This is a genomic window from Enterococcus sp. AZ194, from assembly GCF_051713825.1.
Lineage (GTDB): Bacteria > Bacillota > Bacilli > Lactobacillales > Enterococcaceae > Enterococcus_K.
In genome coordinates this window covers 3,253,459-3,266,654 of the sequence record NZ_JBIOQR010000001.1, presented here as the reverse complement: position 1 = coordinate 3,266,654, position 13,196 = coordinate 3,253,459, and the positions used below count along the sequence as shown (strand labels likewise).

Annotated in this window: 7 protein-coding genes and 1 CRISPR repeat array; of the genes, 6 read left to right on the top strand and 1 reads right to left on the bottom strand. The window is 34.9% G+C overall.

Translation table 11 applies throughout. The features are described from left to right. Positions 1–438 precede the first annotated feature (438 nt). The 4 genes from cas9 to csn2-St all read left to right on the top strand — a co-directional run bounded on the left by cas9 (position 439) and on the right by csn2-St (position 6,377). Positions 439–3,834 (top strand): type II CRISPR RNA-guided endonuclease Cas9, encoded by a 3,396-nt coding sequence (cas9, locus tag IGI37_RS15200; RefSeq protein ID WP_438762910.1) that lies wholly within the window; start codon positions 439–441, stop codon positions 3,832–3,834. Positions 3,835–4,108: 274 nt separating this feature from the next. Then, a complete protein-coding gene (gene cas1, locus IGI37_RS15195) occupies positions 4,109–5,011 on the top strand; it encodes a type II CRISPR-associated endonuclease Cas1 (RefSeq protein WP_438762909.1) in 903 nt (300 codons plus the stop codon). Between the two features lie 11 nt (positions 5,012–5,022). Further along, positions 5,023–5,331, top strand: a complete 309-nt coding sequence (cas2, locus tag IGI37_RS15190) for a CRISPR-associated endonuclease Cas2 (protein WP_438763666.1) — start codon at positions 5,023–5,025, stop codon at positions 5,329–5,331. Next, positions 5,331–6,377, top strand: a complete 1,047-nt coding sequence (csn2-St, locus tag IGI37_RS15185; protein WP_438762908.1) for a CRISPR-associated protein Csn2-St — start codon at positions 5,331–5,333, stop codon at positions 6,375–6,377. The genes cas2 and csn2-St overlap by 1 nt, the downstream gene beginning before the upstream one ends. Before the next feature lie 39 nt (positions 6,378–6,416). Then, positions 6,417–8,566: a CRISPR direct-repeat array (repeat unit 36 nt; unit sequence GTTTTTGTACTCTTAAGAAATCAGTAATGGTAAAAC). 320 nt (positions 8,567–8,886) lie between these two features. On the opposite strand, the gene IGI37_RS15180 is transcribed toward csn2-St, so the two are convergent. After that, complete coding sequence (locus tag IGI37_RS15180) at positions 8,887–9,537, bottom strand: hypothetical protein (protein WP_438762907.1); 651 nt, start codon at positions 9,535–9,537, stop codon at positions 8,887–8,889. Positions 9,538–9,922: 385 nt separating this feature from the next. Here IGI37_RS15180 and IGI37_RS15175 point away from each other — a divergent pair, with 385 nt between their 5' ends. Both IGI37_RS15175 and IGI37_RS15170 read left to right on the top strand, forming a co-directional pair. Continuing rightward, the gene (locus IGI37_RS15175; protein WP_438762906.1) at positions 9,923–11,758 is read left to right on the top strand and encodes a beta-glucoside-specific PTS transporter subunit IIABC; all 1,836 of its coding nucleotides are present in this window, start codon (positions 9,923–9,925) and stop codon (positions 11,756–11,758) included. A gap of 15 nt (positions 11,759–11,773) precedes the next feature. Next, complete coding sequence (locus IGI37_RS15170) at positions 11,774–13,183, top strand: glycoside hydrolase family 1 protein (protein ID WP_438762905.1); 1,410 nt, start codon at positions 11,774–11,776, stop codon at positions 13,181–13,183. Positions 13,184–13,196: the final 13 nt, after the last annotated feature.

Below are 13,196 nucleotides of genomic sequence, written 5' to 3'. Positions count from 1 at the left end.
AAGCTCCTTCCTGTTGTACATAAGCTCTATGTACAAGGAAGGAGCTTTTTTAGTATGTGGTAAAGCCGTCCTGAAAAAAATCTGTTGTAGTCGAACGATATTATTTAATCGCTTTCAATTTAGGCTCGATTCTTCTGTGAACTATTGGTAGAATAAAGATATGCTAGCTTCTAGCATAAAAAATAAGCGAATCTATTCTGTCTGCGAAGACTAGATTCACCCTATTTAATTTTGTAATCCTAGAAATTGGTAATGAGACTAAATTAAGTCAGAGACGTTCTGATTCAGGAGGTGGCAAAGAAAAAAGTTTAACTGAAACAAGGGAGTGGGTAGAAGGCTATCTTATCTGCTGTTAACAAGAGTATTTATTAGGATAGCAAGTACTAAGCGGAGAAATTTGATTTAAGAAAATGAATCAAGAAAATGATGGAGGTTTTTATGGCAAAGAGAATAACAAGTAATGAAGAGGTCAATATTGGGTTTGATATAGGAATCGCTTCTGTGGGATGGTCAGTTGTCAGTAAGCAGAGTGGGAAAATTCTTGAGTCAGGGGTGAGCATTTTTCCAAGTGGAACGGCTTCTAGAAATGTAGAGAGACGAAATTTTCGACAATCCCGTCGTCTATTACGGCGAAAAAAAAACAGGCTCTCCGACTTGAAGAAATTATTATCAGAGTCTGGTTTTTCTACAGAAGAAATGACTACTAGTAATCCCTATCAAGTAAGAGTGAGAGGGTTAACGGAAAAAATCTCTAAAGATGAGTTTAGTATAGCTTTGTTACACCTAGCTAAACGTCGAGGTATCAGCTATGCACTTGAAGATATGGAGGAAGAAGGATCTGAAAGTAGTTCTTCCTATAAGCAAAGTGTGGCAGCAAATTTAGCGCAATTAAAGGAAAAAACTCCAGCAGAGATTCAATTAGAGCGTCTTGAAAAATATGGTAAAATTCGTGGGCAGGTTAAAGATTTATATGAAGACAATAGTTCAGTTCTGATGAATGTTTTTCCTAATACGGCTTATGTCGATGAAGCGCAACGAATCCTTGAAAAACAGAGTGAATACTACCCAGAGATTTCTACAGATTTCATCGAGAGTGTAGTAAAAATTATTTCAAGGAAAAGAGACTATTTTGTTGGACCTGGTTCGGAAAAATCAAGAACAGACTATGGAATTTATCGAACAGATGGTTCAAAGCTTGATAATCTATTCGAAATTTTAATTGGAAAGGATAAAATATTTCCTGATGAGTATCGGGCTGCGGGGAATTCATATACAGCTCAATTGTATAATTTGCTGAATGACTTAAATAATCTGAAGATTCGCACCTTGGAAGAGGGGAAACTTTCTAGAGAACAGAAAGAAGCGATTATTAATTATTTAAGGAATTCAACAAAGAAAACGAACATGATGAATCTGCTTAAAAAAATGACTGGAGCCCCTGAAACAGAAATAACTGGTTATCGTATTGACAGGGACGGTAAGCCAGAATTCCATGTGATGAGCACATATATAAAAATGAGAAAAAGATTTTTGGAGTGTGGGGTGGATATTAATGAGTGGCCGATAGAATTTTTGGATGAATTAGGCCGTATCATGACATTAAATAGTGAAAAGGGAGAAATACGTCGTTCTCTAGAAGGATTACAAAAAGAATATGACTTTCTGACTGAAAGGTTAATAGAACAAATTCTTGATTCAAAAAATGTCTTTGCGCTAGAAAGTAGCAAGAAGTGGCATAGTTTCTCCTTAAAGACAATGAATATATTGATTCCAGAGCTCTTAAATACGTCGAAAGAACAAATGACGATTTTAACGGATTTGGGCTTAGTTCATGAAAATAAGCGTGATTATACAGAAACGAATAGAATTAATGTAAATGACTTAATAGAAAATATTTATAACCCAATTGTAAAAAAATCAGTTAAACAAGCAATGGGTATTTTTAACGAGTTAATCCTAAATTATAAAAATATTGCTTATTTGGTTGTAGAGATGCCTAGAGACGGTGCAGAAGATGAAAATAATCAAAAGAAGGAAGCTCAAAAATTTCAGAAAGAAAATGAGTCTGAAAAAGAGTCTGCATTAAAAGAGTTCTTAGCGTCTATTAATGCTAATGAGAGCCAACTGAATAATAAATTATATAAACAGAAGAAATTACGAATGAAGATTCGCTTATGGTATCAACAGTATGGTAAATGTCCATATTCAGGAAAATCAATTAGTGCAGAGGACTTATTCTCTCGTGACCATTTATTTGAAATTGATCATATCATCCCACTGTCAGTTTCTTATGATGATGGACAAAATAATAAAGTTCTATGTTATAAAGAAATGAACCAAGAAAAAGGGAAACAAACACCTTATGGATTCATGCAAAGCGGTAAGGGACAAGGATTTGATTCGTTGAAAGCCATGTTAAAATCCAATAAACGTATGAATTTAGGTAAAGTTAGGAATCTATTGTTCACAGAAAATATTAATGATATAGAGGTGCGAAAAAGATTCATTGCGAGAAATTTAGTTGATACGAGGTATGCTTCTCGCATCGTATTAAATGAGCTTCAACAATTTGTTAGAGGAAAAGGTATGAGCACCAAAGTTACCGTAGTACGCGGAAAGCTTACTAGTAAACTCAGAGAAAGTTGGAGAATCAATAAATCACGTGAAAGTCATCATCATCATGCTGTAGATGCGACAATTATTGCTGTAACACCGATGCTAAAATTATGGGAGCGTAACGCAGAAATCATTCCTATGAAAGTTTCTGAGAACATAATTGATTTTAAGACAGGTGAGATACTAGGTAATAAAACATTCCAATCTGAGATATATCAGTTACCGTATGCGCATTTTTTAGAAAATATATCTCTAATGGCAAATAAAATTAAGTTCCATCATCAGGTTGATAAGAAAATGAACCGAAAAGTAAGTGACGCAACAATTTATGCTACACGTTCAGCCAAGGTCGGAAAAGATAAAAAGAATCATGACTATGTGTTAGGAAAAATTAAAAATATCTACGACGCCAACGATTATGCGAGTTTTAAGAAGTTGTATGATAAAGACAAGTCAAAATTCTTAATGGCTCAAATTGATCCAAAAACCTTTGAAAAACTAGAGCAAATTATGAAAGACTACCCGGATTTTGATGAAATTCTTCAAGACAATGGAAAGGTGAAGAACGTAGCAATTAGTCCCTTTGAAAACTATCGACGAGAAAACGGACCTGTAACTAAGTATGCTAAGAAAAACAATGGACCAGCGATTAAATCGTTAAAATATTATGATAGTAAAATTGGCTCAAAAATTAATATTACACCAGATAATGCAAAGAATAAGAAGGTCATCCTACAGTCATTGAAACCATGGAGAACGGATGTCTACTTTAATTCTGAAACTGAAGAGTATGAGATTATGGGCATAAAATATGCTGACTTACAATTTATCAAAGGGGATTATGGAATAACTGATACTCGTTATAAAGAAATAAAACAAGAGGAGGGTGTTTCAGATAGCTCGACATTTATGATGTCGCTTTACCGTGGCGATCGAATAAAGGTGATTGACCAAGAGACGAATGAATCAGTGGAGTTATTGTTTGGTTCTAGAACGTTGCCTAATCAAAAAGGGTATGTTGAGTTGAAACCCATTGATCGCAGCAAATTTGAATCTAAAGAAGTAGTTGGGTTTTATGGTGCAGTAACACCCGCGGGTCAATTTATAAAAAAATTTATTAAGAAAAAATATAGATTATTAAAAGTGAATACAGATATACTGGGAAATCCATTCTATATCAGTAAAGAAGGAGTAATGCCTCAGAATATTATTATGTAAATGAATCACGAATTTTTTGAATAATAGATAACCAACAAGACATACTAATTATTATGGACTTATTGGTTGTCTATTTTTTTAATAAATTTGTAGTGCGTCAGATGGTAAATGTTATTCTTGACATCGGTTTCGAGAGTTGATAGAATAAATGCGTGAAGGACGCTTCACTACCATTACTGATTTTTTAGGAATCTACAAAAATAAGGCTTTATGCCGAATTTCCCGCTCAATTTGTTGAGTGGGTTTTTACTATATAAGGAGATGAGGGATATATTTGACGTGGCGTATTGTACATATAAAGGAGAGCGAAAGATTACAATTGAAATTAGATAATCTAGAAATTCATAAGAGAGGTGAAAGGTACTTAATTCCGTTGGCGGATATTAGTATGGTAGTGATTGAAGGGAATACATCAGTAACAACTAACATCCTAGCTCAATTCACTAAATACAATGTTGTGTTAGTGATTTGTGACCAAAAGTATTTACCGACAGGGCTTTTGTTGAATTACGGAAACTATCATCATAGTGCAAAACGAGTAATCGAGCAAACAAACTGGGAAATAGAAAGAAAGCAAGTGGTTTGGCAGGAAATTGTTGGGCAAAAGATTCTGAATCAAATTGAATTCGCAGAGTATAAGAATATTGATGAAAAGCGCTTGAGGACAATGAATGATTTATACCAACAGCTACAACCCGGAGATATCAGCAATAGAGAAGGGCATGTGCCGAAAGTCTATTTTAACTCACTTTACGGACTGGATTTTACAAGGGAGAGCGAATGCCTAGCAAACGGTGCGATGAACTATGGATATGCGATTATTCGCGCAGCAATTGCTAGAAATGTAGTAGGACAAGGCTTAATGACCATGCTAGGATTATTTCATCGAAACGAGTTCAATTCTTTTAACTTAGTGGATGATTTGATGGAACCTTTTCGACCAATAATGGACTATTGGCTCGACCAACAGATATTACCTGAGTATGAATTCTTAACATATGAAGCAAGATTAACTATTATTAATTTCTTAAATCAGCCCATGATTTATCGATCAACAAAGAGTAGTGTAGATCAAGTAATGCAAAAATATATCAGTAGTTTTTTGAAAGCGATGTCAAATAAGAAGAATGCCATTCACAAAGTTTCTTTATCCGATTTTATGGAGGCAGAGAGATGAGGTATCAGAGAATGAGGGTTTTATGTATGTTTGATTTACCAATGGAAACAAAGAGGGAGCAACGAGCCTATCGTATGTTTCGTAAAGAGTTATTATCAAATGGATTTGTGATGTTACAATATTCCATTTATTATCGTATTGTACCCAATAGAACAGCTGGGAAAAAATATGAAGCTATCTTGAAAAGGATGATTCCTAGAACAGGAGAAGTCCGTTTGTTATATGTTAGTGAGAAACAATTTGAAGAGATGAAATTATTAGTGGGAACTAAAGGGCATCAAGAACAAGTTATTGGTAATCAAAAATTGGTGGTGATTTAATGGATATTGCTATTGAGTATGAACATGGTAAGTATATTGAATTTGATGGTGATGAGATTACGTACTTTTTAGGTGTAAATCATGAAATTAAATGGAAATTATACAGGGGATTAAAGAGATTCTCGACAGGGAAGAATTTATCAGATTTTGAAGAAAATGTATATGGTGATGATGGAATAGTTATAAAGTGCGATGACAAGAAGATGAAAGCGAAGGACTTGCCAATATATTTCTTAGATTGTCGAGAAAGTTTTCTAGAACAGTATCGGTATAGTAAAGGAAGTATGGTTCAAAAATATATTGATTCAATGGAGGATGATTTTCAAGTCAACCGGCAGATTGAATCTATAAATGATGATTTCTTAAAACTTGAAGTGGGCTTACAGAATAGATTTTCCCAAGTTTTAACGCATGTGTCCCCAATAATAAAGCCGCTTACCTACAAAGAGATGATAAAGTATTTTTTAGAACTTAGTTATTATGAAAATGATATACCGTATCCAGTAGAAATGATGGATATTTCAATGTTAGTAGATGATTATTGCAGATTACTAAAAGCTGAATTAATTAGGGCACAGAAAAAGACTTGGTTTTGTATAAGCAATCCAAGTGCATTTATCTCAAAAAGTATTTTTCCTCAGTTTATTGAGAGTCTAAAAAAGATTGGTAAAGAGACAGGATTATTACATATTTTTATAATGAGTGATGATTATTTTGTTTTTCCTTTTAAAGGACAAGACATTCCTAATACGGTAATACTATATGATAGTTATCAACAATTGCCGGATTATGGAAACTTAGTGGAATCTCTTGCAAGATATTATCCGAATGAAGTAGAATTTAATGAATCAGATTTAACTCGATCCCTATATCGGATTATTCCTTACATTGGTTGGAAAACAAATACAAATGAGGTGTACTTGAAGCCTAAAGATATGATATTATTAAAGGTAACTAGTCAACTTTTAAATTGTTTTTCTCCAATAAAATGTACGGAACTAGAAGATGAATTATCTGAATTGGAAAGAAAATTTTTGCTAAGTTGACAAAAAACAGAAATTTCAAATTGAAGACGTTCATTTGAGGTTTTTGTACTCTTAAGAAATCAGTAATGGTAAAACTTGACGACATAGTTAACCAAGTAGCTGACAGTTTTTGTACTCTTAAGAAATCAGTAATGGTAAAACAACCTCATCATTGTTATATATTGCGTATCTGTTTTTGTACTCTTAAGAAATCAGTAATGGTAAAACTAAAGAAAGCAAGTGGAAAATCACAGCATAGTTTTTGTACTCTTAAGAAATCAGTAATGGTAAAACTGCTGACCCATTTCCAGTAGCTAAAGAGCAGTTTTTGTACTCTTAAGAAATCAGTAATGGTAAAACTATTTTATTTCAACGATATTCAGCTATTCGGTTTTTGTACTCTTAAGAAATCAGTAATGGTAAAACTCATGTCAAGACTGTACTTTTTTGATAACTGTTTTTGTACTCTTAAGAAATCAGTAATGGTAAAACATGTAAAAACAGATTTAAATGCACACCGAAGTTTTTGTACTCTTAAGAAATCAGTAATGGTAAAACAAAGCGGTGATGACTTACTTAATAATCCTTGTTTTTGTACTCTTAAGAAATCAGTAATGGTAAAACCCAGAGCTTATCTAATAAATTAATTTTAAGGTTTTTGTACTCTTAAGAAATCAGTAATGGTAAAACAAACATTTAGTCCGATGCAAAGGCACATTAGTTTTTGTACTCTTAAGAAATCAGTAATGGTAAAACCAAATCGTAGGCCGGTTTTCGCAATTAAGAGTTTTTGTACTCTTAAGAAATCAGTAATGGTAAAACTTTTTTTGACGAAGAGGTACTCGAAACGTAGTTTTTGTACTCTTAAGAAATCAGTAATGGTAAAACTTAATCATATTTTTAAAAATGGCATCTTTTGTTTTTGTACTCTTAAGAAATCAGTAATGGTAAAACTCAAGCCGATTGGCTCATTGTTACCTGTTCGTTTTTGTACTCTTAAGAAATCAGTAATGGTAAAACCAATCACCCTCACGGTTTCGCGTCACTGAGTGTTTTTGTACTCTTAAGAAATCAGTAATGGTAAAACTGCGTCCCAAGTTGACGTGACACAGGCGATGTTTTTGTACTCTTAAGAAATCAGTAATGGTAAAACATGATCGTTTGGGACCTGCACAAGTCACCCGTTTTTGTACTCTTAAGAAATCAGTAATGGTAAAACTCACTTTTTGTGATTTTAATTTATTTATCTGTTTTTGTACTCTTAAGAAATCAGTAATGGTAAAACTTTCCAACTTTCTAAATCTACAGTTCCTGTGTTTTTGTACTCTTAAGAAATCAGTAATGGTAAAACTTGACTGCCATTTCAATTACTTCGTTTTTGGTTTTTGTACTCTTAAGAAATCAGTAATGGTAAAACCTGAGTGATTAGATAGTCTAAGATGTGAGAGTTTTTGTACTCTTAAGAAATCAGTAATGGTAAAACTGAAATCTTCCGTATGTCTGCAATGATGCGGTTTTTGTACTCTTAAGAAATCAGTAATGGTAAAACAATACTGAGCTTAGTCGTCTTGGGTTGAGGGTTTTTGTACTCTTAAGAAATCAGTAATGGTAAAACCCAAGCATTGCAAGTGGATAGCCACTCGCTTGTTTTTGTACTCTTAAGAAATCAGTAATGGTAAAACTGGAGATTAGGATATCGATTAGCCAAATCTGTTTTTGTACTCTTAAGAAATCAGTAATGGTAAAACTATGCAAAAAAATATGGAGATAAATAATATGTTTTTGTACTCTTAAGAAATCAGTAATGGTAAAACTTCAAAAGGCAGAATAAAAGATTTACAAGGGTTTTTGTACTCTTAAGAAATCAGTAATGGTAAAACTTATGTCAAATTTGGACAATGGGCGTGCTGGTTTTTGTACTCTTAAGAAATCAGTAATGGTAAAACATTATTTTGAAAGAGCAATCTTCCCAAACAGTTTTTGTACTCTTAAGAAATCAGTAATGGTAAAACCAAATTCAAATTTTTCATTAACTGCTACTTGTTTTTGTACTCTTAAGAAATCAGTAATGGTAAAACTTCTACACCCTGGTTGGCAACCAAAATATTGTTTTTGTACTCTTAAGAAATCAGTAATGGTAAAACGGCACGGTAACTTATACTAGCCCGGCTCTAGTTTTTGTACTCTTAAGAAATCAGTAACGGTAAAATTAACCTATGAAAGAAAAAATCACGTATTATTTAATAGAGTCAATTTTATAATTAGTACTTTACAGAAGACAAACCCTCGACCAATTTCAAAAAAATCAATTTTTTTAATTAAGCGGCTATTTTCTTTTGTAATCGACGGAGTGCAAATTTTGTTGCATTATAAATCAATTGAATTAGCTGATGCTCTGCTTTTACTTTTTTGTCTTGAAAATGATTCGTATCATTCAACTGGAAAGATTGTTTTAAATAAGCGTTGACTCAATCAACTGCTGTTCGTTCCTTTACCAGAGCGGGCATAGCCATGCATATCTTTAGTTTGCTTAATCTTTTGTACTTTTTGACAGAGTCCTTCTTTCGCTAGAGGACATTCTCGGCAACGTATTTCTGAACGCATACACTCCACTACTTTCAATCGAAGAGACGCTTCGCATGAAAGGAATTGTAACAGACATGTCAGAAACAAAGGAACTCGTCGTCAGTGTAGATAAAATGTATTGGTTATGGCTGGATACAGCTAAATAGACTTTGTATCCAAACCAATAATTATGTCTTCCTTCACTGTTGGCCTTAATTCCCCAAGCTGGGTGATAAGGAAGCTCGTTTAAAAGAGCTTCTGTTGGTAACATTCGCTGTAATACAGTGCTCGTTATTTTCTTATCTTCTGTTTTCCGATGGCTCGTGTGAGTATCTACCGCTGTCGCATCAATCGAAACAGGTTCTGTAAGTACAGGGACCTCTTGGTTAATCGTTTGAAGAAGGTCTTGATTTAACCCTTCTAGTAGTGTGATATTTTCTGAAAGTACAGTGAGTACGCGAGAAAATGTCGACTTAGAAGGAACGGCTTCAGAATGTAAAAAGACTAAGCGCAGTTTGAAGGCCATGTCTCCTTCGACGTGTTTAGTTAGTGCATTCATTGTTAGTATTTGTTCTAAATATACGAGGATTGGCAGAAATTTTTCAGTTCGATACATTCGGGCTTCACTCCTGTAAGAAGACTACGCATCGAACCAATCCTGGTCAAATGAGATTGGAAATTTAGAAATAGAACAATAGTGTCTTCATCCGCGCCATAAAGGGACGGCTATTTGTGGCTCAGATGTGTCGACATTGAAAAACTAAAATACTGGTTAACTGACAAAAAAGTTCATCTTGAGAGGAAATTGCTCGTAAAATAGGTGAATTCAAATTATTTTAATATTGAATATTGTTCTAATTCATGATAGGATTTAAAAGTAGTTAAATAAGGTTATTGGCGTGTTACTGATAATGCAGGCAAGACCAAAACAAACAAGGATACTCACAAAGATGTTGAGTTTCAGTTTGTTTTGGTCTTTTTTATTGAAAGGAGAGCTACACATGGATTACAGAAAAGTCGGAAAAGAAGTATTACTATTAATTGGAGGAAAAGATAATGTTGTGAATGTCACTCATTGCGCTACTCGATTGCGCTTTGAGCTGAAGGATAAGAAAAAAGCAAATACAGCCCAGCTAGAGAAAACCACTGGTGTCATCAGTGTTGTCGATAGCGGTGGACAGTATCAGGTGATTATCGGAAATGAGGTACAAACAGCATTTAAAGAAATTCAAAAAGAGGTGGGTACTGGGACAGCTCGAACATCTAAAAACTCACAGGAAAAAGAAGGGCTTGTGTCTAGACTGATTAGTGTTATTTCTACTACTTTTACCCCGATGATTCCTGCCATTACTGGAGCTGGTATGGTAAAGGCCATTTTAGCTATTCTAACCTTGACAGGACTACTTTCTGATAGCAGTCAGACTTATATTATCTTAAACACAATTGCAGATGCGGCGTTTTACTTTATGCCGATTCTTTTAGCCTATGGAGCAGCAATTAAATTTGATGTTAGTCCAATACTAGCAATCACTGTCGCAGGAATTTTATTGCATCCAAACATCTCCCAATTGTTTGCTGGAGGAGAGCCTGTTTCATTTATGGGGATTCCAGTCGTTGCTGCGGATTATGCGGGCTCTGTGCTGCCTATTATCCTGACTGTGTGGATTATGTCCTATGTCGATCGTTTTGCTGAAAGGGTCTCTCCATCTTTTATCAAATTTTTCACAAAACCAATGTTAGTTTTCCTAATCATGGGTCCCTTGGCACTGATTGTTATTGGTCCATTTGGGACACTTCTAAATGATTTAGTGGCTACTGGTGCGGAATGGATTAACGGAAAAGCGGATTGGCTGATTCCTTTCTTAATGGGTGGACTGCAACCATTCTTAGTCGTTACAGGAACTGCTTGGGCTATGACCCCTATTGCAACAATGCAATTAAGTAAAAATGGTTCTGAAATGATTAATGGACCAGGTATGTTGGCTTCAAATATTGCCCAATCGGGTGCAACTTTTGCGGTTGCTATGAAAACTAAAAATAAAGAATTAAAACAATTAGCTGCTTCTTCTGGATTAACTGCTCTGATGGGGATTACGGAGCCATCTTTATATGGGGTTACTTTAAAGCTGAAAAAACCATTAATTGCGTCAATGATTGGTGGTGCGTTAGGTGGTTTGTATGCTGGTCTTAGCGGATTGGTACGTTATGCCTTTGTTTCACCAGGACTAGCTGCTTTACCAGCTTTTATTGGAGAAAATCCAATGAATATCGTTCATGCAATTGTGACTTGTCTGATTGCCTTTGTTTCTACTTTTATCATTGCTTACATTATTGGCTTTGAAGATATTCCAGAAACTGGAGAAGCTGCATATGAAGGCACTACTGACTCAACAATCGATATCCAAGCACCTGTAAAAGGAAGGGTTCTCCCTCTTGCTGAAGTAAATGACGGTGTATTTTCAAAAGAGCTGTTAGGCAAAGGTGTAGCCATTAAGCCTGAAAGCAATATGATTACCTCACCTGTTGCTGGAGAAGTTCTAACTGTGTTAGAGTCTAAACATGCTATTGGTATCCGTTCAGAAGCTGGTGTTGAATTATTGATTCATGTGGGAATTGATACAGTTAATTTAAAAGGTGCGCCTTTTGAGGTCTTTGTAAAAGACGGTGATTTTGTGACTGTAGGACAACCATTAATGAAGGTGGATTTTGAACAAATTAATGCAGCTGGTTATGATGAGACAGTGATTCTTGTTGTAACAAATAGCGAAAGCTTTTCCACTATTAATGAACATACTGGCAATTTAGCTGAGCTTGAGCCAGTTATAGATATACTTTAGGAGGAAGAAATTACCATGCATTACCATAAATTAGAGCAATTTCCAAAAGATTTTTTATGGGGTGCCTCTATTAGTGCTTATCAAGCAGAAGGTGCCTTTGACGAAGATGACAAGCTATTATCAATTATTGATAAATATAATCACCCCAAAGATGTCGCAAACTTTGAGGTCGCCTCTGACTTTTATCATCATTTTAAAGAGGATATTCAATTGTTAGCAGAGATGGGACTTAAAGCTTTTCGTTTTTCTATTGCCTGGACTCGAATCATGACGTTTGATGAGTCTCGCGTGAATAAAAAAGGAATTGCCTTTTATCATCAGGTCATTGATGAATGTTTAAAACATGGAATTGAACCAATTGTAACCATGTACCACTTTGACCTACCTTATTGTTTAGAAGAAAAAGGGGGTTGGGCAAATAGGGCGACTATTGACCAATTTTTAGATTACGTACAGGTGCTATTTCAAGAATATGGCGATAAGGTTAACTATTGGTTGACAATTAATGAACAAAATACGATGATTCTTCATCCGGGAGCTATTGGAATACCTGAAACTGGCGAATTGCCAACAAAAAAAGAACTATTTCAAATCAATCATCATGTATTACTAGCACAAGCCAAAGCGTTTAAACTGTATCATGACTTACATCTTAAAGGCCAGATTGGACCAGCGATTAACCTAACTGCTATGTACCAAGCAACTGCCGCACCAGCAGATGCTATTGCTGCTCACAACTGGGAAACGTTAAGAGGCTGGTCGTTCTTAGATACAGCTGTTCGAGGAACTTATAACTATCTATTTGAGAAATATTTAATGGATCGTAAACTATATCCTACGGTAAACAATGGGGATTTTGATATACTAAAGGCAGGAAAGCCAGATTTTATCGCCATCAATTATTATTCAACGGCAACCATCGCTGCTAGTAAAAATGACGGAACCGATCAGTCTGCACGTGCAGGTGATCAACAAATTATGCTTGGTGAAGAAGGGGTTTATCGTGCGGCTGAAAATCCATATGTAGATAAAACCCCTTATGGTTGGGTTGTTGACCCCATTGGTTTAAGATTAACTTTAAGAAAGTTATATGACCGCTACGGATTACCCATACTTATAACGGAAAATGGCTATGGCGCACCTGATACCTTAGAAGTAAATGGCTCTATCCATGACCCTGAGCGGATTAACTATTTGGCGCAACATATCTATGCAATTCAAGAGGCGATTACTGATGGAGTGCAAGTTATTGGTTACTTACCATGGTCTGCTATTGATGTTGTCAGCACACACCAAGGCTTTAATAAACGATATGGCTTTATTTATGTGGATCGGACGGATTCAGATTTGAAGGAATTAAAGCGATGGAAAAAAGATAGTTTTTATTGGTATCAAAAGGTGATTCAACGCAATGGACTAAATTAGAAAAAAGGGAGTC